This is a genomic window from Nocardiopsis sp. NPDC055551 (genome assembly GCF_053619415.1).
On record NZ_JBSHJJ010000007.1, the window covers coordinates 159,308 to 183,577 of the forward strand.

23 protein-coding genes are annotated in these 24,270 nt (G+C 70.2%); 11 read left to right on the plus strand and 12 right to left on the minus strand.

Features of this window, described 5'->3' with window-relative positions; genetic code table 11:
• The first annotated feature begins 32 nt into the window (after nt 1-32).
• The 5 genes from ACWGSK_RS14620 (at nt 33) to ACWGSK_RS14640 (ending at nt 4,980) form a co-directional block, all read left to right on the plus strand.
• A complete protein-coding gene (locus ACWGSK_RS14620; protein WP_067599881.1) occupies nt 33-623 on the plus strand; it encodes an RNA polymerase sigma factor in 591 nt (196 codons plus the stop codon).
• Entirely contained in the window at nt 620-1,420 is an 801-nt protein-coding gene (locus tag ACWGSK_RS14625) for a zf-HC2 domain-containing protein (RefSeq protein WP_358505593.1), read from the plus strand. Before ACWGSK_RS14620 ends, ACWGSK_RS14625 begins: the two co-directional genes overlap by 4 nt.
• Nucleotides 1,417-2,310, plus strand: coding sequence for an ABC transporter ATP-binding protein (locus tag ACWGSK_RS14630; protein WP_358505590.1), 894 nt, complete (start codon nt 1,417-1,419; stop codon nt 2,308-2,310). Before ACWGSK_RS14625 ends, ACWGSK_RS14630 begins: the two co-directional genes overlap by 4 nt.
• Nucleotides 2,307-3,815: a hypothetical protein gene (locus ACWGSK_RS14635; RefSeq protein ID WP_358505587.1), complete on the plus strand. Its 1,509-nt coding sequence runs from the start codon at nt 2,307-2,309 to the stop codon at nt 3,813-3,815. The genes ACWGSK_RS14630 and ACWGSK_RS14635 overlap by 4 nt, the downstream gene beginning before the upstream one ends.
• Before the next feature lie 214 nt (nt 3,816-4,029).
• Entirely contained in the window at nt 4,030-4,980 is a 951-nt protein-coding gene (locus tag ACWGSK_RS14640; protein ID WP_452456014.1) for a DMT family transporter, read from the plus strand.
• Between the two features lie 41 nt (nt 4,981-5,021).
• On the opposite strand, the gene ACWGSK_RS14645 is transcribed toward ACWGSK_RS14640, so the two are convergent.
• Complete coding sequence (locus ACWGSK_RS14645; RefSeq protein WP_358505584.1) at nt 5,022-5,399, minus strand: DUF427 domain-containing protein; 378 nt, start codon at nt 5,397-5,399, stop codon at nt 5,022-5,024.
• Nucleotides 5,400-5,537: 138 nt separating this feature from the next.
• On the opposite strand from ACWGSK_RS14645, the gene ACWGSK_RS14650 reads away from it, so the two are divergent.
• Nucleotides 5,538-7,895: a M64 family metallopeptidase gene (locus ACWGSK_RS14650; protein WP_358505581.1), complete on the plus strand. Its 2,358-nt coding sequence runs from the start codon at nt 5,538-5,540 to the stop codon at nt 7,893-7,895.
• Nucleotides 7,896-7,948: 53 nt separating this feature from the next.
• On the opposite strand, the gene ACWGSK_RS14655 is transcribed toward ACWGSK_RS14650, so the two are convergent.
• Nucleotides 7,949-9,241: a class I SAM-dependent RNA methyltransferase gene (locus ACWGSK_RS14655; protein ID WP_358505578.1), complete on the minus strand. Its 1,293-nt coding sequence runs from the start codon at nt 9,239-9,241 to the stop codon at nt 7,949-7,951.
• Nucleotides 9,242-9,455: 214 nt separating this feature from the next.
• Between ACWGSK_RS14655 and ACWGSK_RS14660 the strand changes: the two genes are divergently transcribed.
• Together ACWGSK_RS14660 and ACWGSK_RS14665 are read left to right on the plus strand one after the other, a co-directional pair.
• Entirely contained in the window at nt 9,456-10,142 is a 687-nt protein-coding gene (locus ACWGSK_RS14660) for a potassium channel family protein (protein WP_358505573.1), read from the plus strand.
• Between the two features lies 1 nt (nt 10,143).
• Nucleotides 10,144-10,842 carry a potassium channel family protein gene (locus ACWGSK_RS14665; RefSeq protein WP_452456078.1) on the plus strand — a complete coding sequence of 233 codons (699 nt, stop codon included), beginning with the start codon at nt 10,144-10,146 and terminating at the stop codon, nt 10,840-10,842.
• Nucleotides 10,843-10,912: 70 nt separating this feature from the next.
• Here ACWGSK_RS14665 and ACWGSK_RS14670 read toward each other — a convergent pair whose 3' ends face one another.
• Nucleotides 10,913-11,677, minus strand: a complete 765-nt coding sequence (locus tag ACWGSK_RS14670; protein ID WP_452456015.1) for a DUF3159 domain-containing protein — start codon at nt 11,675-11,677, stop codon at nt 10,913-10,915.
• Between the two features lie 251 nt (nt 11,678-11,928).
• Here ACWGSK_RS14670 and ACWGSK_RS14675 point away from each other — a divergent pair, with 251 nt between their 5' ends.
• The gene (locus tag ACWGSK_RS14675) at nt 11,929-13,047 is read left to right on the plus strand and encodes a serpin family protein (protein ID WP_452456016.1); all 1,119 of its coding nucleotides are present in this window, start codon (nt 11,929-11,931) and stop codon (nt 13,045-13,047) included.
• A gap of 122 nt (nt 13,048-13,169) precedes the next feature.
• Here the strand turns inward: ACWGSK_RS14675 and ACWGSK_RS14680 are convergent, their stop codons facing one another.
• The 5 genes from ACWGSK_RS14680 to valS all read right to left on the minus strand — a co-directional run bounded on the left by ACWGSK_RS14680 (nt 13,170) and on the right by valS (nt 18,930).
• Nucleotides 13,170-13,949, minus strand: coding sequence for an alpha/beta hydrolase (locus ACWGSK_RS14680; protein WP_452456017.1), 780 nt, complete (start codon nt 13,947-13,949; stop codon nt 13,170-13,172).
• 19 nt (nt 13,950-13,968) lie between these two features.
• Complete coding sequence (locus tag ACWGSK_RS14685) at nt 13,969-14,709, minus strand: PIG-L deacetylase family protein (protein WP_452456018.1); 741 nt, start codon at nt 14,707-14,709, stop codon at nt 13,969-13,971.
• A gap of 98 nt (nt 14,710-14,807) precedes the next feature.
• Nucleotides 14,808-15,644 (minus strand): DUF3710 domain-containing protein, encoded by an 837-nt coding sequence (locus ACWGSK_RS14690; RefSeq protein ID WP_358505557.1) that lies wholly within the window; start codon nt 15,642-15,644, stop codon nt 14,808-14,810.
• 60 nt (nt 15,645-15,704) lie between these two features.
• The gene (gene dut, locus ACWGSK_RS14695) at nt 15,705-16,178 is read right to left on the minus strand and encodes a dUTP diphosphatase (RefSeq protein ID WP_358505554.1); all 474 of its coding nucleotides are present in this window, start codon (nt 16,176-16,178) and stop codon (nt 15,705-15,707) included.
• Between the two features lie 166 nt (nt 16,179-16,344).
• Complete coding sequence (gene valS / locus ACWGSK_RS14700) at nt 16,345-18,930, minus strand: valine--tRNA ligase (RefSeq protein WP_358505551.1); 2,586 nt, start codon at nt 18,928-18,930, stop codon at nt 16,345-16,347.
• Between the two features lie 208 nt (nt 18,931-19,138).
• Here valS and ACWGSK_RS14705 point away from each other — a divergent pair, with 208 nt between their 5' ends.
• Complete coding sequence (locus ACWGSK_RS14705; RefSeq protein ID WP_358505549.1) at nt 19,139-19,414, plus strand: DUF4235 domain-containing protein; 276 nt, start codon at nt 19,139-19,141, stop codon at nt 19,412-19,414.
• Nucleotides 19,415-19,670: 256 nt separating this feature from the next.
• Here the strand turns inward: ACWGSK_RS14705 and ACWGSK_RS14710 are convergent, their stop codons facing one another.
• The 3 genes from ACWGSK_RS14710 to ACWGSK_RS14720 all read right to left on the minus strand — a co-directional run bounded on the left by ACWGSK_RS14710 (nt 19,671) and on the right by ACWGSK_RS14720 (nt 22,393).
• On the minus strand, nt 19,671-19,967 hold the full coding sequence (locus tag ACWGSK_RS14710) for a DUF4193 domain-containing protein (RefSeq protein WP_013153901.1): 297 nt from the start codon (nt 19,965-19,967) through the stop codon (nt 19,671-19,673).
• Nucleotides 19,968-20,483: 516 nt separating this feature from the next.
• Nucleotides 20,484-21,743 (minus strand): sensor histidine kinase, encoded by a 1,260-nt coding sequence (locus ACWGSK_RS14715; protein ID WP_358505546.1) that lies wholly within the window; start codon nt 21,741-21,743, stop codon nt 20,484-20,486.
• Nucleotides 21,740-22,393: a response regulator transcription factor gene (locus ACWGSK_RS14720; protein WP_358505543.1), complete on the minus strand. Its 654-nt coding sequence runs from the start codon at nt 22,391-22,393 to the stop codon at nt 21,740-21,742. The genes ACWGSK_RS14715 and ACWGSK_RS14720 overlap by 4 nt, the downstream gene beginning before the upstream one ends.
• 686 nt (nt 22,394-23,079) lie before the next feature.
• Here ACWGSK_RS14720 and ACWGSK_RS14725 point away from each other — a divergent pair.
• Nucleotides 23,080-23,244, plus strand: a complete 165-nt coding sequence (locus ACWGSK_RS14725; RefSeq protein WP_190318366.1) for a hypothetical protein — start codon at nt 23,080-23,082, stop codon at nt 23,242-23,244.
• 111 nt (nt 23,245-23,355) lie between these two features.
• On the opposite strand, the gene ACWGSK_RS14730 is transcribed toward ACWGSK_RS14725, so the two are convergent.
• Complete coding sequence (locus ACWGSK_RS14730) at nt 23,356-24,168, minus strand: inositol monophosphatase family protein (protein WP_358505540.1); 813 nt, start codon at nt 24,166-24,168, stop codon at nt 23,356-23,358.
• Between the last annotated feature and the right edge of the window lie 102 nt (nt 24,169-24,270).

The window sequence follows — 24,270 nt, forward strand, 5'->3', positions numbered from 1 at the left end:
CGTTCCCCCTCCCCACCGCGATAGCCCTTCACGTGAAGTTCCTCCGCCGTGCCCGACAGCGCGCCCCCGAATACGGACCGGACAGCCCCGACCCGGTGCTGCTGTCCGCCGTGGCCGCAGGGGAGACCGACGCCCTGGAGATCCTGCACCGAAGACACGCCCCGTGGCTGCGTCTTCGTCTGCGTTACCGCTGTTCGGACACAGACCAGCTCGACGCCGCACTCCAGGAGACCTTCCTGGCCGTGTGGCGCAACGCCGGTTCCTTCCGACCACGCCCCGGCGACACCGACGCCGGAGCGTGGCTGTGGACCATCGCGATCCGCCAGCTCATCTCGCAGCTGCGCAAACGCGCCAACCGCTGGATCGCCGAGACCGAACCCGAACCGTACGAGACCATCGGCGACGCCTCCGCCGAGGACACCGTGCTCCTCAACATCGAGCACGGCCCTCTGGGCGCCGCCCTGCACGAACTCTCCCCCGAGCTGCGTTCGGCCATCCAGGCGACCGTGCTCGACGGCCTCACCGTCCGCGAGGCCGCGGAGATCCTCCGCATACCCGAGGGAACCGTCAAGACACGGGTCATGCGCGCCAAGGCGCGGCTACGGGAGGCACTGACCACATGAGCTGGCACTTGACCCACGACCAACTCCACCGCTACGCGACCCACACCGCCGACGACGTCACCGCCATGTCGGCGGAGGCCCACCTGACCCACTGCGCCCACTGCCGCGACCGACTGCCCACCGACGAGGCCTGGCTGGATCGCAGCTGGGCGAACCTGCGCGACGTCGTGGACCGCCCCCGCCTCTCCCCACTCGAACGCCTGTTGGGCACGCTGGGACTACGCGAGGGCACCGCCAAACTGCTGGCGGCCACACCGACCCTCTACCGGGCCTGGTTGGTGGCCATGGTGATCGTGCTGGCCACCACCCTGGTCCTGGCCCACGAGATCCCGCGCGGCACCCTGCTGTTCTCCTTCACCGTCCCGGTGATCCCGCTGGCCGGGGTCGCCCTCGCCTACGGACGCGGGGTGGACCCCGCGCACAGCCTGGCCTCGGTCACCCCCTGGGCCGGACCCCGACTACTGCTCCTGCGCACCTGCGCGGTGCTGGCACCGGCGTTGACCCTGTGCACGGTGGCGTCCGCGCTGATGCCCTCCGTCGCCACCGCGTACGAGGCCGTGTTCTGGCTACTGCCCGCCCTGGCCATGGTCGCCGGCTGCCTGATCCTGGGCCGCTGGCTGCACCTGAGCGCGGCCGGCGGACTCATCGGCGGGGGCTGGCTGCTGCTCATGGCCATGTTCGCGCTCATGGAGGGCGCCGACCCGTTCCAACTGTTCTCGCCCCTGGCACAGGCCGGTTGGGCCACCGCCCTGGCCCTGTTGGCCGCCATCGTCGCGCTGAGGATGAGGACGGCATGACCACGACGGCCGAACCGACCGGGCTCACGGGCGGGGTCCGCGCCCGCGGCCTGGTCCGCACCTACGGCACCCGCAGGGCCCTGGCCGGGATCGACCTCGACCTGGGCCCCGGGGTGACCGGGCTGCTCGGCCGCAACGGCGCGGGCAAGACCACCCTCCTGCGCTGTCTGGCCACCGACCTGGAGGCCACCCTCGGAGAACTGAGCGTCCTGGGACTGGACCCGGAACGTTCGGGCGAACGCACCGCGATCCGCCGCCGGCTCGGCTACCTGCCGCAGAACCCGTCGTTCTACCCGCACTTCACCGCGTTCGGGTTGCTCGACTACATGGCGGTCCTGAAGGAAAGGGGCGGGCGTCGGGAGCGCCACGAGGAGGTACGGCGCGCGCTGCGCGGAGTGGACCTGTACGACCGCAGGCACACCCGGATCCGGCGACTGTCCGGCGGGATGCGACAACGGTTGGGGCTGGCCGCCGCCCTGATCGGCGACCCCCGGTTGCTCCTGCTCGACGAACCCACCATCGGGCTCGACCCCGAACAGCGCATCCGCTTCCGCGACCTGGTCTCCGAGCTCGCGGTGCATAGCACGGTGCTGCTGTCCACCCACCAGATCGAGGACGTGGCGGCGCTGTGCCGTCGGGTACTGGTCCTGGACCAGGGGCGGATGATCTTCGACGGAGCCCCCGCCGAGTTGGTCGCCCGCGCCCGGGGCCGGGTGTGGGAACAGGGATCACGTCCACCCGCCGGGGTGACGTCGTGGCGGCTGGCCGACGGCCGCTATCGGGTCCTGGGTCCGGCGGAGTCCGACGTACCCGACGCCGTGGACCGGGTCCCGGTGGAACCGTCGTTGGAGGACGCCTACCTGCTCCTGACCGGATCGGTCCCCCGTTGAGCGGCCCCGTTCGGACCGTACGGTGGTCGAACGCCGTCACCTTCGTACGACTGACCGGGTTCAACCTGCGCCACCTGTCAACGAGCCCGCTCTTCCTGCTCCTGGTCCCGGCCGTGATGGCCCTGGTGTGGCTGACCTCCCACGCCTCCGGGCTGCCGACCATGGGCGAGCTCTTCAACGAGGCCGTGCTGTGCGCCGCCGGGGTGGGTGCCGCCATGTTCGCGGTCACGACCTTCCCGGCCCTGCGCGAAGTACGGCACTCCCGGTCGATGGCCCTGCCCCTGTCCCCGGGGGCCCGGCTGGCGTCGTTGGCCCTGGCCTCGATCACCCTCACCACCGCGCTGATGTGCGCCTTCTTGACGGTGTTCGTGGTGACCGCGCCGGCCCCCATCGCCGGGACACCGCAGCCGGCGGCGTTCGTGGGCGTCGTCGTCCTCGGCTGGGCCGGGCCGATGGGCGCGGTGGCCTCGGTCGCCTGGACCCGGTCCTACGCCCCACTGATCGCGCTCACCCTGCTGTTGCCCCTGTACCTGTCGTCCTCGCTGCTGGCCCTCGGCACCCGTACGGACGTCATCGTCTCCCGTATGGGCAGCCTGCTCAGCATGGCGTTTCAACCGCTGCCGGTCTCCTACCCCGACACCGCCACGACCGCCCTGTTCTACCTGGCGCACACCGTGTCGATGGTGCTCTGCGCCGGTCTGCTCACCCTGGCCGCGCGCCGCGACACCCGGTTCCTGCGGCCGGTCGGCCTGGCCGTCACCGCCGTGGTCTTGGTCGGGATGGCCGCGCTGCACGTCCACGCCCAGCGCGAGTACTCCTACGACGCCCTGAGCGCCAACGCCCGGCCCCGGACCCCGTCGACCGGTTCCTGCCAGGGGTTGGACGGCATGACCTACTGCCCGCTGCCCGGTTACGAGTCGTGGGTGGTGTTCTGGCACGCGGACCTGGAACCGGTGCTGCGCACCCTTCCCGAGGACGTTCACCGACCCACGGTGTGGCAGGCCAACCCCACCCTGCGCGCGGACGTCCTGATCCACCCGCCCGACGACGGCATCGTGCTGACCGAGTACTGGCGACCCGACGAAGAGACCCACCGTGCCCGGTTGCGCTCCGACCTGGTCTCACACGTGCTGGGCATGGGCCGAACCGACGACATGGGATACGTGGGTACCGGGCAGGCCCGAACCGTGGTCGGTGCCTGGTTGGTGTCGGTCGAGGGCGAGGGGGTGGAGGCCGCCGAATGGTTCCTGACGGACTTCTCACCCGGCCGGGACGACCTGCGGCTGACCCACGCGTTGCTCGCCCTGCCAGAGGAACGGGTGGCGGCGGTGGTGCACGAGCACTGGGACGTCCTGACGTCTTCGGCCACGGACCTCGCCACCCTCGCCGAGCTGCTCGGGTTGTCGCTGACCGGGCCCGAAGCGATCCCCGAACCCGACTGGGATCGCTCCACCCTCGATCCGGAGTTCATCGACGGCCAGAACACACCACCGGCCGGCACCTGACGTTCGCCCTGCCCCGGACCACCCCGGTCACACCCCGGGCGCTACCGTGAGGAGGATGAACTACCACTGGCACAAGGTCCTGCCGCCGCTGAGCGCCTGACCGGGCGCACCGGCCGACCACTCCTCCACGCGAAGGCCCCACCCACACGGTGAGCGGCCCGTCCGTCGTGCGCCCCGCGGTTGCCCTTCAGGCGTCGAGACGGAAAGTACGAACGTGCCAGAACACACCTCCCCCACATCGGTGAACCGAAAGAACCCCGCCCCGCCCCGACTCACCGGCGGCCCCCTGCCGATCCTGGGCGCCGCGGTGCTGTGGGGCACCACCGGCACCGCGAGCTCCTTCGCCCCCGACGGCGCCCACCCCGCCGCCATCGGCTCGGCCGGGCTGGTCCTGGGCGGAATCCTGCTGTTCCTCACCGGCCGGGGATCATTCGCCCTGCTCACCCGCTCCGATGGGCGTACTCGGGCGATCCTGCTGCTGGGCGCGATCGCGGTCGCCGGATATCCACTCTCCTTCTATCCTGCGGTCGCCCACGCCGGTGTGGCGGTGGGAACCGTGATCACCCTGGGCAGCGCCCCGGTGTTCGCCGGGCTGCTGGCCTGGCGACTGGAGCGGGTGCGCCCCGACCGGCGCTGGACGGTGGCCACCGTCGCGGCCGTGATCGGCTGCGCCGTGCTCGTCCTGGGGCCCGATCTGGTCGGCAGCCCCACCTCGGTGCGTCCTTCGGGGGTGCTCCTGGCCCTGGTGGCCGGGTTCTCCTACGCGCTGTACACGATCATCGCCGAACGGCTGATCCGCCGGGGGCAAACCTCCGGCGCGGTGATGGGGACGATGTTCGCGGGCGGTGGCGTCCTGGTGCTGCCGGTGGTGGTGGCCACCGGGACGGCGTGGCTGGCCACGGTGGAGGGCGCGCTGGTGGCCCTGCACCTGGCGCTGTTCACCGTGTTCCTCGCCTATCGGCTGTTCGGGCACGGGCTGCGGCACACCTCGGCCTCCACCGCCACCACGCTCAGCCTGGCCGAACCGGCCGTCGCCGCGGTACTGGGCGTGGCCCTGGTGGGTGAGCGTCTGCCGTGGGTGTCCTGGTCGGGGTTGGTCGTCCTCGCACTGGGCCTGGCCGTGCTGAAGGCCCCCTCTCCCCGGAAGCTTCGAGCACGCCGATAGTGCCGGGCGCCCCGTGCCCGCACGGGTGCGGGGCGCCCGCCTCAGTCCTCGTCTCGCCCCTCCACCTCGATCTTCACCCGTCCCGGGTAGAAGGCGACGTGGTCGGCGATTGCGGCGACCCCCTCGTAGGGCCGCTCGTAGGTCCACACCGCGTCGGCGAGTTCCTCCCCGCCCAGGTCCAGGCCGTAGTAGGCGGCGGTGCCCTTGTACGGGCAGTAGGTGGTGGTCTCGGCGCGACGCAGGACCGTGGGGTCCACGTCGGAGATCGGGACGTACTGGACCGGTCGGTACTTCGCCTCGCTCAGGGTGAGCGCGGACGTGGTCCGGGCGATCACCTTGCCGTCCACTCGCACCGTCACGGGCGCTCCGGTGGGTTCGACGGTGATGGGATGGTCCTCCCCCGGTTCGCGCTGTGCCATGGGCGTGTCCCCTCTCACCGGTAACGGCCCCCGCCCTTCGGCGGGTTATCGAAATCCCTATAGCCCTTCCCCTGGTGGCCGCGATACGAACATCAGTACGCTGCGCGACACGTCTCCCCCGATCAAAAGGATCCCCCTGTGCGCAGACCCGCGGCGGCCCTGGCCGCCCTGTCCCTGCTGTCCACGACCGCCGTGCTCTCGGCCCCCGACCGCCCCGCCGAGGCCGCGCCCCTGGACGAGGCCACGGTGGTGCCGGTCCAGGTCACCGGTGACCCCTCCGAACGGTTCAACCTCGTCCTGTTGGGCGACGGCTACACCGAGGACGAGATGGACCTGTACCACGAGCAGGTCGAACAGCACCTCAACGTGCAGTGGAGCATCGAGCCGTTCCGCTCCTACCGGCACTACTTCAACGTGTATGTGGTGCAGACCCCCTCGGTCGAGTCCGGTGTGGACTGCGACCCCGCCGACGGTTGGGAGCAGCGCGACACCGCCCTGGGCATGGGCTTCTTCAACGGTTGCGACGAGGACGCGCTGGAGCGGCTGTTGACCGTGGACTCCGAGGCGGCCGAGGCCGCCGCGGACATGGTCCCCGGTGTGACCGACGACAACCGGCAGATCCTGGCCCTGGCCAACAGCGAGACCTACGGCGGGGCCGGCGGGCGCCTGGCGACGGCGTCCTCGGGCAACGCGCTCTCGGCGCTGATCAGCCCGCACGAACTCGCCCACTCCCTGGGCGAACTCCAGGACGAGTACCCCTACTACTTCCGTGACACCAGCCTGGGCCGCTATGAGGGGGAGGAACCCGACTCGGCCCACCACACGCTGATGACCTCCGAGGAGATGATCGAGGAGGAGGCCCGATGGTGGCGCTGGCTGGGTGAGGAGAGCGAGGCCGGCGGAACCATCCGGGCGGCCGATCCCGACGGGCACGAAGGCGGCCTGTACCACTCCGAGGGTGTGTGGCGGCCCAGTGCCCACTCCATGCTCAAGACCCTGGGCTACTACTTCGACCAGGTCGGCCGGGAGGTCATGACGCACCGGATCTCCGGCCTGCGCGACCAGGCGTCCATGCCGGTCTCCGCCACCCCCGAAGGCGAGGTCGGCGCCGAGGACGTGCTGTGGGTCGAGGGTCCGCACCCGGTCTTCCACGAGCTGGAGTACACCTGGTCGGTCGACGGCGAGGAGGTGGCCGAGGCCGCCGGGGCACACCACCTGGCGCTGGACGAACTGGACCCGGCCGAGGGCGCCGAGGTGTCGGTGACCGTGCAGGACCCCACCGAGTTCGTCCGTGACCCGGCCATCCGCGGGTCCGAGGCGATGACCCGCACGCTCACCTGGACGGTCGGTGAGCCCCTGGAGCCGGTCGAGACGGAGGTCGCCTTCGACAAGCACCGCGACACCGAACGGGCCGTGGCCGCCGAAGAGGTCGTCTATGTCGAGACCACCCGTCCCACCGACCGGGTGCTCGACGTGGCCTGGGAGCTGGACGGAGAACCCGTGTCCACCGCGACCGACGGACGCACCCTGGACCTGGGCGCGTTCGAACACGAGGCGGGCGACCACACGCTGACCGCCACGGTCACCGACCCCGAGGGGTCCGGCTCACAGACGCTCACCTGGACCGTGGACGCGACCGACCCCGAGGCTCCGCGCGAGCTGTCGACGCCGGCCGCCACGGTGACCGGCGAGGAGCACCACCTGTTCCTCAACGAGTTCTCGATGAAACTGACACCCGAGGACGACCGCAACGGGCACGTGGTCGGCGAGTTCCGGGTCGACGGCGACGGCTGGCACCACTACTACGGCTGGCCCCAGGACTCCGAGGCCCCGTTCCGGTTCACCCCCGACGGGATCAACGTCGACGACCTCGTCTACGGCAGCCTGGGCAGCGGTGGCCTGTCCATGGCGGTCTTCGAGGTGGACGGACACGAGAGCGGCTGGGGCACCCACACCGTGGAGCACCGCGCGATCGACTCCGCCGGCAACATCGGCACGCCCGACGACTTCCGCGCCACGGTCGTGCCCGGGGCCGACCTGGAGTGCACCGAGACCGTCACCGACGACGTCTTCGGCGGGTTGACCGTCGACGAGGGCGTGGTCTGCCTCGACGACGTGAACGTGCGCGGCCCGGTCACCGTCGCCGAGGGCGCGTCCCTGGTGATCGAGGGCGGCGCCCTGCGCGGTGGCCTGTCCGCCACGGGCGCCGACACGGTGCGACTGACCGACGCCGACGTGCGCGGCGCGGTCTCCATCACCGGCACCACGTCCGAGGTGACCATCCTGGGCACGGCACTGACCGGTTCGGTGTCCCTGCACGACAACACCCAGGTGCCGGCCGACACCTGGACCGGTGAGGACGGGTACGGCCCCGTCGTGGCGGGCTCCAGCGTGCGCGGTTCGCTCTCCTGCTCCGGCAACGGTCCGGACGTGACCGACTTCGGCGCGGCCAACGATGTCACGGGGGCGGTCTCCGGAGACTGCTCCGGTCTGTAACGGCGGCGGGGCCGGCCCGGAACGTGTCCGGACCGGCCCCGCGGCGTTTCTCGTCAGTCCTGGTCCTCACGGTGACGACGGGCGAGCTTGACCGGCTCCAGCACCGCGACGCACTCCACATGGTGGGTCATGGGGAAGGCGTCGAAGGCGCGCAATCCCACCAGCTGGTAGCCGGAGCGCTCGAAGTCGGCCAGGTCACGGGCGAGCGTGGCCGGGTCACAGGAGACGTAGGCGACACGGCGCGGCTTCATGCCCGCCACCTTGCGCACGACCTCCTTGCCCAGTCCGGCGCGCGGCGGGTCCAGGGTGACCACGTCGGCGCGCACGTCGGCCCACTCACGCATCTGCTTGGCCACGTCGGCGCGTTCGACGCGCACCTGCGGCTGGTCCTTGAGGTTGTACTGGGCGTCGCGAACGGCGTTCTCCCCGTTCTCCACCCCCATCACCCGGCCCTCGGGGCCCACGGCCTCGGCGAGCGCACCGGTGAACAGGCCGGCGCCGCAGTACAGGTCCAGGGCCGTCTCGCCCGGCTTGGGCTCCAGCGCCTCCAGGACCGCGGCGGAGAGCGTCTCGCCCGCGGCCGGGTGGACCTGCCAGAACCCGCCGGCGCCGACCCGGTACTCACGGCCCGCGACGTCCTCGCGCACACCCTTACGGCCGCGCACCGACTGCACCCGACCGCCCTTGAAGCGACGCAGTACCGCGCTGGAGGCCTTGAGCTCGGGCAGGTCTCCGAGCTTGGCAGTGGTGGGGGTGACGACGATGGCACGGTCGGCGCGGGTCGCCGAGGCGACCGCCTCCACCTCCCTCACGTCCTTCCAGGTCACGTCGGTGACACCGAGTTCGTTGACGCCGGGGTGGGCGATCAGGCAGCGGTCGACGGGCTCGATGTCGTGGGAGCGGTGACGGCGCAGGCCGGCCTGGCCGTCCTCGTCGACGGAGAAGCGCACGCGGGTGCGCCAGCCCAGGCCATCGGGGGTGCCGGGCAGTTCCTCCACGTCGACCGCCATGTCGATGCCGGCGATCCGGCTGAGCTGGTCGGCGACGACCTTGCCCTTGAGGCGGCGCTGGGCTTCCAGGGAGGCGTGCTGCCAGTCGCAACCGCCGCACATGCCGGGCCCGGCGAACTCACAGGGCGCCTCGACGCGGTCGGGTGAGGCGGTGAGGACCTCTACGGCCTCGCCTCGCAGGAAACGGGTGGTCTGTTCGGTGACCTTGACCCGGACGCGCTCGCCGGGCAGGGCGTGGCGGACGAAGACGACCTGTTCGCCGTGGCGTCCCACGCACCAGCCGCCATGGGCGACGTCGTCGACGTCCAGTTCGATCTCGGTACCTACAAGGGTCATGGTGGTGTCCTTCGGTGTTCGGGTCCTACGGTGACCCTGCGCGCACAGCCACCCATCCGCCCCAATCTACCGGGCCTTTTCGGGTTCGCGGACTGGATCCGGCATTGCCCGCCGGGGTGGTCGCACGTGTCACACGGATGTGTGCCAAGGTGGAACCATCGGGCCACGGGACCGGAGCCGTGCCTCCCGAAGGTGGACGGGGAGTGCTGACGAGGTGCACATCGTGATCATGGGGTGCGGACGGGTGGGTTCCACCCTGGCGCACACGCTGGTGGATCTGGGCCACACGGTGGCGGTGATCGACCAGGACCCGGACTCGTTCCGACGGTTGCGCGGCTCGGTGGCCAAACACGCGGTGCGCGGCGTTGGTCATGACCGTGAGGTGCTGTTGTCGGCCGGTGTGGACCGCGCGTCCGCGTTCGCCGCGGTCAGCAACGGTGACAACTCCAACATCATCGCGGCGCGGGTGGCCCGCGAGGCGTTCGGGGTGGAGAACGTGGTGGCGCGCATCTACGACCCGCGCCGGGCCGAGGTGTACCAGCGCCTCGGGATCCCCACGGTGGCGACGGTCAGTTGGACCGCGGACTCGATCCTGCGCCGGGTGCTGCCCGGTGACGGCGGGCTCGACACGGCCCCCGAGTGGCAGGACGCCTCGGGCACCCTGGCGATGCGAGAGATGCCGCTGCCCGCGGGGTGGGCGGGGTCGACCGTCGCCGAACTGGAGGAGTCCGTCCCCCTTCGATTGGTGTACCTGGTGCGCCGGGGCCGGATCACACTCGCCGCCTCAGGCGAGACGTTGGTCGAGGGCGACGTGCTGCACGTGGTGGCGCAGGGCCGCGACATGGGTGAGCTGACCGAGCGGTTGGGCAAGCCGCGCGAGGACGAGACGGGGCGTGGGTGAGATGCGGATCGCCATCGCCGGAGCCGGAAGCGTGGGCCGTTCCATCGCCACGGAACTGGCGGGCAGCGGACACGACGTGTTGTTGATCGACCGGGACACCCGGGCGATCGGTGTGGACGACCTGCCCCAGGTGGAGTGGTTGCTCGCCGACGCCTGCGAGCTGGCCACCCTGGAGGACGCCCGGCTGGGCGACTTCGACGTGGTCATCGCCGCCAGCAGCGACGACAAGGTCAACCTGGTGGTCTCCCTGCTGGCCAAGACCGAGTTCGAGGTGGAGCGGGTGATCGCCCGCATCAACCACCCCGACAACGAGTGGCTGTTCAACGACTCCTGGGGCGTCGACCTGGCGGTCTCACCTCCACGGTTGATCGCCGACCTGGTCGAGGACATGCCCGGCGAGGAGGACTACCCGGAGGAGGAGGGCACCCTGCCGCCGCTGCCGGGCGCGGAGGTCGCCGAGTCGGTGCTGCACGCGGGCAGCCCCTTCGTGGATCGCACCGAGTCCGAGCTCACCGGGGCGCTTCCCGAAGGCGTGGCGCTGGTGGCGGTCCTGGGCCCGGGCGGAGTGCGCCCACCGGACCCCGAACGCACCCTCGCGGTGGGCAACACCGTGGTGTTCCTGGCCGAACCGGACTCCCTCGGACCCTTGGAAGAGGTCTTGGGACCGGTCGACGAAGCCGACCCGGCCGCCATCGACTAGGGGCTGCCCCAAGACGGTGGGACAGGCGCCCACCGGCCCGTTCGACGGGGACGGTGGGCGGGCCGAAGGTCTAGTCGCGGTCGGGGGCCGAGGCCGTGTCCTGTTCGGAGCGCTCTCGATCCTGGTCCAGCGGGGTACGGCCACGGGCCAGTACCCACACCATGCCGGTGAAGGCGGCCACCTGCAGGGGCCAGCCCATGGCGACCTTGGAGAAGCCGAGGATCGCGAAGGTGTCGGCCCAGCCCTGGTTGTCGGCGAGCCACAACGGATACTGGACCAGGACGCGGATGACGCACGGCAGCACCAGCAGCCAGGTCAACCGGGAGGCCAGCTTGACCACGGCGGGGTTGCTCCGCCAGGAGGTGAAGTCCTCCTTGTGCCCGATGAACGGGCCGATCATCAGCCCGATCGCCGGCCAGCGCACCAGGACCGAGAGACTCAGCACCAACGCGTACACGGCGTTGTAGATGACACCGGGCAGGAACGCGTCGGCGGCGTTGCCGCTGCGCATGGCGAACAGCGCGGCGATACCGATGCCGAACAGGCTGGTGACGACGTACTGCACCGAGGAGCGCTGCACCAGGCGGACCACGCCCAGCAGCAGCGCGGCGACCACACCGAGGATGATCGACAGTCGCAACTCCGAGCCGATGATGTAGGAGATGGTGAAGGTCAGCGTGGGGATGGCCGCCTCGACCATGCCGCGCTTGCCGCCGAGGGCCTCGGCGAGTTTGCTGCGGACCAGGGCCTCCACCGTGCCCTCGGTGATGGTGGCGGCCTCCGCCCGTTCCGCCTCCTGGGCCGCCTCTTCGGAGGCCCGTTGCTGCTCAGTCATCCCGCTCCCGCATCTGGACCCCTAGGGCCGCCGGCCATGATGCACCACCCTACGCGAGTGGACACCGGGCGGGTTCGGTGTTCTCGGCGACCGCAGGGGTGGATCGACCGGCCTTGCCCACCTTCGTCACGGCTTGTCTCATGCGACTTGTCACCGGCTCTTTATACGCCACGGAACGCGGCGGGCCCTGGCGTCACGTCGCCGTCGTTCCGTAATCTGACGGCCCACCCGCACGCGCCGAGGAGGCCCGTTTGAGCACCACCGGACAGGACCGTCCACCCCAGGAGGACCACGCACGCTTCGCCGCCGTCTTGGAACGGGAACTGTGGGACGCCGGTACCTCCCACATCTGGTCGCCGTACTCGGTCGGCTCGGTGCTCACCCTGCTGGCCGAGGGCGCCGCCGGCCGGACCCGAAGCGAACTCACAGACCTTCTGGCCCCGGGCGGGGACCTGGCGGAACACGTGAGGGCCCTGGACGAGGCGGTGGCGGCCGCCGAGGGGTTGGACCTGGCGGTGCTGAACGGGCTGTACGTGCCCGCCGACCTTCCGGTGCGCGCCGACTTCGAGGAACGGGTCCGGACTCGGGCCGGCGCGGAGGTGGACCTGGTCGATTTCCGAGGCGACGCCGAGGGGGTGCGCCGGAAGGTCAACGCGCGCGTCGGCGAGGTCACCCAGGGGCTGATCGACGAACTCCTCTCCCCCGGCACCATCGACCCCGACGTGCGGATGCTGCTGGTCAACGCCCTGTGGGTGAAGATGGTCTGGCTCGATCCCTTCGAGGTGGGCCGGACCCGGGACCGTGTCTTCCACGCGCCCGGAGGCGAGCGCAAGGTGCCCACCATGCGTCGCACCGGACGCATGGTCCACGCCGAGCACGACGGTTGGCGGATGGTGAGCCTGCCGGGAGAACACGGACTCACCTTGGACGTGTTCCTGGGTGAGGACGGTCCACCGGATGACCGGACCCTGAGCGCCCTGTACCGGAAACGTCGAGGGGAACAGGTCGAATTGGCGCTGCCCCGGTTCACCGTCGACAGCGACATCGCCCTGCTCGACCCCTTGGCCGCCACCACCGCCCCGGTGCGTGCTCTGGCCACCGACAACGCCGACTTCTCGGGGATCAGCGAGGAACCGCTCAAGGTCGACGCGATCGTGCATCAGTCGGTACTGCGCGTGGACGAGCGCGGCGCCGAGGGCGCGGCCGCCACCGCCGCGGTGATGACGATGGCGGCCGGCTTCCCCCCAAAGCCGAAGAGGTTCACCGTGGACCGCCCCTTCCACGTCGCCCTGCGTCGCGGCCCCGCCCTGCTGTTCACCGGGCACGTCACCGACCCCGTCGACCCCGGCCCCGCCCGATCGGGATCGTGAGCACGGAGATCGGTCATGCCGAGGAGACCGATCTTCCCCGGCGGTGAACCCACCTGGAAGGGTCCGGCCCTGGACGCCCTGTCCCGGGTCCTCTCCTCGCCGTCCTGACCGACCGTGCGCGTTCAGGGGGTCAGGAACGGCGAGGTGGCCTCGGCCAGCCTCTCGTGGGCCTCCTCCTCGCCCAGTTCCGGTTCCTCGTCACCGGCCTGGGCTCCGTAGGCACCGAACTGGGCGTGGTTCATACCCTCCACGGTCACGGTGACGGTGTCGACCGGCAGGGACGATCTTCGTTCCGCGATCTCGGTCAGGGGCAGGACCCCGTCTCGGTCGCCGGCGACCGAGAGCACCCGTAGATCGTCACGGTCGGCCAGGTCCGCGGCCTCCACCGCGTAGGAGGCCCACAGCACCAGCCCGGCCCAGTCGACGTCGGTGTCACCGGTGCCCACGTGTTGGGCGGCGAAGGCACCGCCCATGGAGTGTCCGCCCAGGTACCAGGTGTCCACCTCCGGCAGTTCGGTCACCACGTCCTCGGCGCGGTCCTGGTCGAACAGGGCCAGGTTCAGGCGCATGTCCGGTACCACCACGGTGACCCCGGTGGCGGCGACGATCGGGGCCCAGGTCGCCACGTAGGCGTCGGGCTCCACCCGGGCACCCGGGTAGAACACGACCCCGGTACCCGATGGCTCCCCGGCCGGGGACAGCAGGATCCGGTCCTGGCCCCGGATCACCTCCACGTCCGGGTTCTCCTGCGCTCGTCGCAGCGCTTCGGGCTCGGCCCGATGCGGGGTGAGCGCCCAGCCGAAGAAGGCCGCGGTCACCACGAGCGACAGCACCACCACCGTGGCCAGGAACCACGACAGGACCCTTCTCAAACGGGATCCGCTCACCACGGCCTTGCCCATCGAACCCTCCCGGCGGTCCTCAGACCTCGAACACCTCGAAGGAGGTGGCCAGCGCCACCCCCACCTGCTCCCCCGCCCGCACGGCTCCCTCGCGCAGGAAGGTCTTCTGGTCGAACCCGTCCAGATCGCCCAGGTACACCTCGTGCGCGTCCAGTGAGGTGATTCCCGCGGCCAGGTTCTCCTCGCTCAGTTCCACGTAGTGTGTCGACTCCGGCGCCGCCCCGAAAGCCACCATCCGCACCCCGGGCCATGGCCGGTTCCCCTCCGCCGGCTGTTCGGGGAAGACCCACCGGTTCGCGGCGTCGCGCACCGCGTCCAACAGCGCCGGTCCCAACACACGGTGGTCGGCGTGGTTGAACCCGCCACCACCGGCGAAGTGCTCCCGGAAGTTGATGGACACGATCACGTCGGGGCGATGCCGGCGGATCGCCTCGGCCAGGGCTCGCCGCAGTGGCAGCCCGTACTCCAACATGCCGTCGGGAAAGTCCAGGAACTCCACGGTGCCGGCACCGACCGCCTCCGCCGAGGCGTGCTGCTCGGCCATGCGCACCGGGGCGCAGGCGCCCGGATCCAGCGAGTCGATCCCCGCCTCGCCCTTGGTCACCAACAGTTCGACGACGTCCTTGCCCTGCGAGGTCCACCGGTGGATCGCCGAGGAGACGCCGAACTCCAGGTCGTCGGGGTGGGCCACCACCGCCAGGGCACGCTGCCAGTCCTCCGGGAACGGCCGGGGGGCGCTGTTTCGCGTTGTCTCGTCCATGGGGACACACTACGAAAACAAACGCCCCCGGGACCGTTGTCCACAGGCCGTTTCCTCGGAACCGGAACCTTTCCCGGTTCCTCGGGGCCGTGCCTACCTCAGGCCTGCACCGGACCACCGGTGCCGGGCCCCTCGGCCGAACCGTTGGGCGAGCGGCCGGAGTTGCCGTGCTGCGCCGACTGCTGGGCGGCGCGCTGCTTGGCCGCGGCGGCCATCTTCTCCTGGATCTCCTTGGGCACGGTGATCGGCAGCAGTTCGCTGGGCGGCGCCGGCTGGTCCCCGCGCACCACCACGATGTCGGAGAACACCTGCTCGATCTCCGACATCACCTCGGGCTTGGAGGCGCCTTCGCCGCGGATGACACCGCGCAGCACCCAACGCGGCCCGTCCACGCCGATGAACCGCACCCGCTGGCCCAGTTGACGACCGTCCTCGGTCGTCTTGCCCTTGATCGGGATGACGGCCCGCAACTCCGGGCCGAAGGTGCCCTCGTGGTCCTCGACCTTGCCGCCCTGCTGCGTGACCTGTTCGCGCAGCTCCTCGCGCATCTCTTCCCACAACCCGGAGGACTTGGGCGCGGCGAAGGGCTGCACCTGCAGGGCGGTCTTGCCGCGCACCAGGGTCACCCCGATGATCTTCTGCTTGCCCTTGCCGTCCTGGGCGACGTTCACCTGGATCTCGGCACCCTGCTCCGTGGGCAGGAGCATGCTGCCCAGGTCCATCCGCTTGGTCTCGGGAGCACCCTCGGTGGAGTCCCAAGGGCCGCCGACCCGGTAACGGTCCTCGTCCTTGTCGGGCTGCGCCGAGGGGCGCTCCGGTTCCACCTCGTTGTCGAACGAGACGGCCCCGGCGGCTCCACGTCGCTCCTTCGGACGGGTCTCCTCCGCTGCTCTCTCGGTCTCCTGGTCCCGCTTCTTACGGCGGCGTCCGAACACGCCTTCACCTCTTCGCTTCTTCGTGGGTCCCGGAATCACACCGGGGAGTCGGGGACGTCATCACCGTGCGGCGTGGCCCCCGGTCGAACCGAAACCACCCGATCCCCGCACCGAGTCCGGCAACGTGTCCGCCTCGACGAACGCCGCGCGCTCCACGCGTTGGATCACCAGTTGGGCGATCCGGTCACCGCGCGCGAGCTCCACCGGGGTATGGGAGTCGGTGTTGAGCAGGGTCACCCTGATCTCGCCCCGGTAGCCGGCGTCCACGGTCCCCGGAGCGTTGACGACCGTCAGCCCGCAGCGGGCGGCCAACCCCGAACGGGGATGCACGAAGGCCGCGTAGCCGTCGGGCAGGGCGATCGCCAGGCCGGTGGGCACTGTGGCGCGCTCCCCCGGGGCCAGGACCACGTCGGTGGCGGTGTACAGATCCGCGCCCGCGTCACCGGGGTGGGCGTAGGCGGGCAGGGGCAGCCCGGGGTCCAGACGACGGACCGTGACGGGCACCCGGGTGCCTTCCAGGGATGAGGTACTCACATCTGCCGAGCCTATCGTTCCCCGGGCGTTGCCCGGGTGGCCCGACCGTGTGATGCGCCGGGTCGTGGCGAAGCGTTCCACGAGGTGACCCGAGGATGAACGAGGGCGGGGCGGCCCCGGATGTGTTCCCGGTGCCGCCCCGCCCTCGCGTGTTCTCGCCGAATCGTTACTCGGCGGCCGGCTCCTCGGCCGGGGGCATGGTGACCTCGACGGTGAGCTCGGCGTCGTCGGTGGCCTGGAAGCCGATCGCGGTGGCGCGACCGGCGGCCGCGATGTCGGCCTTGGCTGCGCGGGCGGCCTCGACCTGCTTACCGGAGACCTTCACGTGCTCGACCTCGGCGCGCATGGACAGCTTCGCCTCGGACTTGGCCTTGCGGACCTCGCGCAGCACCTCGGCGGTGGCGGCGAGGACGGCCGGGTCGCCGCCCGCGGCGGCGGAACGGTACTCGGCGGCCTCGGGCCAGGCCTGGGCGTGCACCGAACCCTCCCGCCACCAGCTCCAGACCTCTTCGGTGACGAAGGGGACGAAGGGCGCGAACAGCTTGTGCAGGGCACCCAGGGCGATGAGCAGCGCGGCACGGGCCGAGGCGCCCTCGGTGGACTCGGTGTCGTAGGCCCGGGTCTTGACCAGTTCCAGGTAGTCGTCGCAGAAGTCCCAGAAGAAACGCTCGGTGCGCTCCAGTGCCCGGGTGTGGTCGTAGTCGACGAAGGCGGTGGTGGCCTCTTCGACCACCTCGGCCAGTGCCGCCAGCATCGCCCGGTCCAGGGGTTCGGTGACCTTGGTCGGGTCGCTGGAGGCGTCCTCGCCCGCGACCGACATGACGAACTTGCTGGCGTTGAGGACCTTGATGGACAGCCGGCGGCCGATCTTCATCTGGCCCTCGTCCATGGCGGTGTCGGTGCCCAGACGGCCGCTGGCCGCCCAGTACCGGACCGCGTCGGAGCTGTACTTCTCCAACAGCGCGACCGGGGTGACGACGTTGCCCTTGGACTTGGACATCTTCTTGCGGTCCGGGTCCAGGATCCAGCCGGAGATCCCGGTGGTGTTCCAGGGCAGGGTGCCGTTCTCGAAGTCGGCGCGGACCACCGTGGAGAACAGCCAGGTGCGGATGATGTCCTGGCCCTGGGGGCGGTAGTCCATCGGGAAGACCCGCTCGAACAGGTCCTGGTCTCGTTCCCAACCGGAGGCGATCTGCGGTGACAGCGAGGAGGTCGCCCAGGTGTCCATGACGTCGGGGTCGCCCATGAACCCGCCGGCCTGCCCGCGCTGTTCCTCGGTGTACCCGGCGGGCGCCTGGGAGCTGGGGTCGATGGGCAGCTGCTCCTCGGTGGGCAGCAGCGGCTCGTCGTAGTTCGGGTTGCCGTCGGCGTCCAGCGGATACCAGACCGGGAAGGGCACGCCGAAGAAGCGCTGACGGCTGATCAGCCAGTCGCCGTTGAGGCCCTGGACCCAGTTCTCGTAGCGCTGCCGCATGTGCGCCGGGTGCCAGGTGAGCTCACGGCCGCGCTCGATGAGCCGGGCGCGGATGTCCTCGTCCCGACCGCCGTTACGGATGTACCACTGGCGGGTGGTGACGATCTCCAGGGGCTTGTCGCCCTTCTCGAAGAACTTCACCGGGTGGGTGATGGGCGTGGGTTCGCCGACCAGGGCGCCGCTCTCGCGCAGCAGCTCCACGGTGCGCTCGCGCGCGGTGTGGACGGTGGCGCCGACCAGTCGCGCGTAGGCCTCGCGTCCGGCCTCGGACCCCAGACCCCTGGGCGGGTCGGCGATGATGCGGCCGTCCCAGCCGATGATGGGGCGGGTCTCCAGCTGCAGCTCGCGCCACCAGGTGACGTCGGTGGTGTCACCGAAGGTGCAGATCATGGCGATGCCGGACCCCTTCTCGGGGTCGGCCAGGCGATGGGCCTTGACCGGGACCTCGACACCGAAGACCGGGCTGGTCACGGTGGTGCCGAACAGGTCCTGGTAACGCTCGTCGTCGGGGTGGGCGACCAGGGCGACGCAGGCGGCCAACAGCTCGGGGCGGGTGGTCTCGATGTGGACCGGGGTGCCGTCGGGCTTGTGGAAGGCGACCTTGTGGTAGGCGCTGGGACGCTCGCGGTCCTCCAGCTCGGCCTGGGCCACCGCGGTACGGAAGGTGACGTCCCACAGGGTGGGCGCCTCGGCCATGTAGGCCTCGCCGCGGGAGAGGTTGCGCAGGAAGGCGCGCTGGGCGGCCGTGCGGGAGTTGTCGTCGATGGTGGCGTAGGTGTGCCGCCAGTCGACGCTCAGCCCCAGGCGACGCCAGATCGACTCGAAGACCTTCTCGTCCTCGATGGTGAGCTTGTCGCACAGCTCGATGAAGTTGCCCCGGGAGACGGGGACCTGCCGCTTGGGGTCGGGCTTGGCCGGCGGCTCGAAGTCCGGCTCGTAGGGGATCGACGGGTCGCAGCGCACACCGTAGTAGTTCTGGACACGACGCTCGGTGGGCAGGCCGTTGTCGTCCCAACCCATCGGGTAGAAGACGGCCTTGCCGTTCATGCGCTGGAAACGCGCGACGGTGTCGGTGTGCGTGTAGGAGAACACGTGGCCGATGTGCAGCGAACCAGAGACCGTGGGTGGTGGGGTGTCGATCGAGTAGACGTCCTCGCGGCTGCGGCTACGGTCGAAATGGTAGACGCCGGACTCATCCCATACGTCCACCCACTTCGCCTCGATACCGTCCAGCGAAGGCTTGTCGGGCATGCGGAAGGAATGAGAGCGGTTGGTCATGGGGGCAATGGTAATGCTCCCGAGAGCCACTTCGCTCCGGGTTTCCAGGCCCCTGACCGCCCAGGGAACGTGATCCGTGCCTCGAACGCGCGGGGATGTGGGAGCACGCCGCGCTGCGCGGGACGGCCTTGGCGTGAAAGACTTTCACCGCAGACGGTGCGCTTGTGCGCGCACCATCGTACGCACAAGGAAACGGTGAACGATTCACATGGCTAAGAAGGACGGTGAGGTCGCACCGGTCGTCCTCGGGATGGTCGCCGGTTTCGCGGCCGAGTTCGTCACTCGCAAGGCGCTGACCTTCGCCTGGACGCGCGCGACGGGCGAGGAACCTCCGACGGACCTGGAGTCCCCCGACGTGAGCCTGGGACGCGCCCTGAGCTGGGCCGTGGTCGCGGGTGTGGGCGTGGAGGTGGCCCGGGTCCTGGCCGTACGCGCCACCCGAAAGCGGTTGGTCGGGTCCGGCGGACGCGACCTGGAGATCTGACCGCGGATCCGACCACGGCGCGTGTGGGGCCCGCCCCACCTCGACGAACGGGTGGCGGTGGACGGCTCACCCCATCGGGATCCTCCCCGTCTGGAGTCGGCCGTCCACCGCCCGCCGTCGTCGCGCCCACCGCCGTGCGGGACCCCCGTTCACGCGGAGGCGGCGGCCCGGTCACCCAGGGGTGACCGTCACGGGTCCGTTCCCCGGTCCCGTCGGGTTCCCGGGACCATCGGGGGTCGGGGGACCCGCCGATCGATCAGGCGCACTCCTTGCAGACCAGCTGGCCGGCGCGCTGCTCGGCGAGCTGACTGCGGTGGTGCACCAGGAAGCAGCGCGAGCAGGTGAACTCATCGGCTTGGCGGGGCAGTACCCGGACCGCGAGTTCTTCGCCCGACAGGTCCGCACCGGGCAATTCCATGCCCTCGGCCACCTCGTCGGGGTCGACGTCGATGGTGCCGGTGCCCTTGTCCACGCGCCGCGCCTGCAGCTCCTGGAGGCTGTCCTCGTTGATGTCCTCGTCAGTCTTGCGCGGGCTGTCGTAGTCGGTGGCCATCTCTGCTAACTCCATCCCCCTCGTTTAGTGCCTCATCGCGCGGGTGTAACGCTTGAGAGACCTTGGTTGTGCCCGAATCGGCCAATGAGTTTTCCCGAAGTCCGTGTTCGGTGCCCCCTCCCGGGTCACCTTCCACAGGTCAGTAGCATTTTCACGAAATCGTGACCGGAGGCGGCCAATAATCGATGGCCCCTGCACTGGTCGTTCTCGTGTACTACCCAACGTCGAGCGTCTCGTAGACCGGAAAACACGTACGCGCCCACAGGAAGGGCAAGTATGGAACACTCCCCCGGGCCGGGGCGATAACCAAGACATGCCCATGTCAGGAGGGATTCCCTCCGTGTCCACGCCCGGGGAAGCATACCCACCCCGGCTCGTGGCTCGTGACAGGGGTGGGCGTGTCTTCGGACACGTATAAATACCACGAAGCGTGGACGGGCGCAGCTTTGGAAGCGTGGGGACGGTGCGCCCCTCTTTTTCCGATGGGTGCTTCGGAAGGTGGAACCCGCCGTTTCCTCAACGGCGGTCGGCGCTCTCGCCGCCCTGCCCGGGTGAGGGCGGCAGACACACGGTGACGACCAGACCGCCGCCGGCGCGGGGCCAGGCGGTGACCACGCCCTCGTGGGCGCGCACCACCGAGCGCACGATGGACAGTCCCAGACCGGCACTGCGGCCCGAACCCACACGGTCGCCGGAGCCGCGCCGGAACGGTTCGAAGAGACCCTCGATCTCGTAGGCGGGGATGACCTTGCCGGAGTTCTCCACCTGGACCGCGGGCATGCCCTCGTACATGCCGCTGCGCACGGTGATCTCACCGTCCTCGACGTTGTACTTGAGGGCGTTCTCCACCAGGTTGGCGACCAGTCGTTCCAGTAGGACGGGGTCGCCCACCACCAGGGCGGGACGCAGGTCCTGACGCAGGGAGAGACCGGAGGAGTCGATGCCCCCGGACAGTTGGCTGAGCACGGTGCCGGCGACCTCGCCCAGGTCGACCTTGGCCTTGACCTCCAGTTCGCGGTCGGTCTTGGCCAGGAACAGCAACCCGTCGATGAGGCGTTCGTGGCGGGCGTTGGTCTCCAGGAGGGTGTGCCCGACGCTCTTGAGGTCGGCGGACACGTCCGGGGCGCTCAACGCCACTTCGAGCAGGGTGCGGTTGATGGCCAACGGCGTGCGCAGTTCGTGTGAGGCGTTGGCGACGAAGCGCCGTTGCCCGTCGAAGGCACGGTCCAGACGTTCCAGCATGCCGTCGAAGGTGTCGGCGAGCTCACGGATCTCGTCGTCGGGTCCGGACAGCGCGATGCGTTCGTGCAGGGAACGTTCGGACAGCCGTCGGGCTATGCGGGTGATCTTCTGCAACGGCGAGAGCGCCCGCCCGGCCACCGCGTACCCCAGCGCCACCGCGAGCAACCCGACCAGGAACAGCGCCAGCAACGAGAAGCGGGTGACGTGGGTGAGGACCTGTTCGATGTGGTGGCTGTGCTCGATGAGCTCGGCCAGGCTCTCCTCGGCCAGGAGCGCGTTGAGCAGGACCGCGACGACCAGGTAGTTGACCAGGACCAGCACGGAGCCCGCCGCGAAGAAGAGCATCCCGTAGATGAGGGTGAGGCGGGCCCGCAGGCTGAGGTTGTCGGTGAAGCGATGAACCGTGGAGTGGGCGGCCGAGCGTTCGGTGCTCTCCCCACCGGGCGCCACCGAGTTCAGGCTGCGCCACGTCCCGGTGTCCCCGGGGCGAGTGGCCTCCACCTGTCCGGGTTCGGGACGCTCGCCCGGTCTCACAGTCGGTACCCGGCGCCGGGAACCGTCTGGATGACCTGTGGGCTGCCGAGCTTCTTGCGCAGGGTCATGACGGTGACCCGGACGACGTTGGTGAAGGGATCGGCGTTCTCGTCCCAGGCCTTCTCCAACAGGCCCTCGGCGCTGACCACGGTGCCCTGCGCGCGCATGAGCACCTGCAGGACCGCGAACTCCTTGGGTGTGAGGCCGATCTCGCGGCCCTCACGGTGCACTCGGTGGTTGGCCGGGTCCAGGGTGATGCCGTGGCGTTCCAGTACCGGTGGCAGCGGCGGCGCCGAACGGCGGCCCAGGGCGTGCACCCGGGCGATCAGTTCGGGGAAGGCGAAGGGTTTGGGGAGGTAGTCGTCGGCGCCCAGGGTGAGCCCGTCGACCCTGTCCTGGACCCCGTCGGAGGCGGTGAGCATCAGGATGCGGCCGTTGTAGGCCTCCGCGACCAGGGTGCGGGCGACCTCGTCGCCATGGATTCCGGGGAGATCGCGGTCGAGGACGACGACGTCGTACTCGTTGACCGCGGTGTGTTCCAGGGCCGTGTCGCCGTCGTAGACCACGTCCACCGCCATGGACTCCCGCCGTAGTCCAACGGCCACGGCGTCGGCCAGGACCCGTTCGTCTTCGACCACGAGTACTCGCAACGTTGTCCTTCAGGGGGGTCGGGAAACAAAAAAGGGGGCCGCTGCCGGCGCATCCCCCAACACACCGGCAGCGGCGTTCTCGGTCCCGACCGCGTCAACCGTTCTCCCACGATCGGGGTAAGGACACGGTAAACCCGTTCGGGGAACACTGTGAAGTGTTCCGCTCGTCCTCTACCCCCGTGTGTCACGGGCGCTGGGCCGGGAGTCTGTACGACCCCTGTGCGCGGAGTGGTCGCCGCCGGCGAATCCCCCAACCGCCGGCGACGACTCAACCCCGCACATCTCAAATCTGACACATCAACAATAAGAAATGAGTAAGCACTGGCCACTGCCGAAAAATGTGTCTTGGGACACTCTTTTCCACGACTTCACTCGGTGCCACGACCCCCTTCCTCGCGGGACCACTCGGCGGACCATGGTCGCCACTGACGGGCGGATTTCCGCTTTGCGGAATCTGGATCTGAATCACGGAAACATCACCGTGCGGGGGGTGGAGGTTTGACCTGGGTCACAGTGAGGTAGACGTAGGAAACGCACGCGTGGACACCGGGCCCTGCCCGGACCGCGACGGGCGTTCATGTCACAGGGTCGTGACGACTTCGGTTCGTGCCACGTGAACAGCGTGGGCACACGCATGTGCACCGGTGCGCCACCATGCTCCGGTGCCTACCCCTGGAAGAGGTGCAATGGGCGAGTTCATGGCGGAGATCAAGGTCCGTATCAACGAGACCTACCGGTCGCTCCAGTCGGCGCAGGCCGCCGGGGACGACTTCCTCGCCGACACACATGCGTCGGAACTCGAGGACCTGTACCGCATCGCCGCCCGAAACGGCGTCGACACTCTGCACTAGCCGGAACAAGGCGGGGCGGCGGACCCGGGTCGGCCGCGCCCGCCCACGAACATTTCGACCCCGGGCGTGATCCGCCCGGGGTCCCTTGTGTCCGGTGAGGACCGTCGGCCGTCAGCCGTCGGTGTCGGCGCCCAACGGCGCCAAGAGCGCGTCGAGCCGCTCGTACAGGCCGGGTCGGGCGGCGATCACCAGGTCTTCGGAGGGCGGCCCGCCCCCGGGACCTCCCAGGCGCACGCCCGCCTCGGTGGCGACCAGACCGGGCGCCGCCCAGTCCCACAGGTTCAGGCCCCGCTCGTAGTAGGCGTTGCAGCGCCCCACCGCCAGGCCGGTGAGGTCGATAGAGGCCGCTCCGATCCGTCGGATGTCGCGCACGTGCCCCACCACCTCGGTCAGCACCCGCGCCTGGTGGACCCGTCGGCCCGCCGAGTACCCGAACCCGGTGGCCACCAGGGCCTGGTCCAGCGGCACCGCGTCCGGGGCGCGCAACGCGCGACCGTCCAGCCGCGCCCCTCCGCCCAGGACCGCCTCGAACATCTGCCCGCGGGAGGGGACGCCGACCGCCGCGGCCACGACCACCCCGTCGATCTCGGCGGCGATCGCCACGCCCCAGTCCGGGGAGCCGTACAGGTAGTTGACGGTGCCGTCGATGGGGTCCACCACCCAGCGCACCCCGCTGGTGCCCTCGACACCACCGCCCTCCTCACCCAGGATCGCGTCGTGCGGCCTGACCGCGAGCAAACGGTCGCGGATGAGTTCCTCGGTGGCCCGGTCCATCTCGGTGACGACGTCGGTCGGGCTGGACTTGGTGTCCAGGACGGTGATGCCCTCCTGTCCCTTGGCCGCGAGTTCCCCGGCCTCCGCGGCCACGGCCACGGCCAGGTCCCGCAGCTTCCCTCGGTCGTGTGGGGACTGGCTGGTGCTCACTGCTGCCCTCTTCCGTTCTGGGCCCCGAACGCGGCTGTCCGGGCACTCTCCTGGCACCCTACGCGGCGAGGATCCTCCGGCCCCGGGCACCATTGGAACACC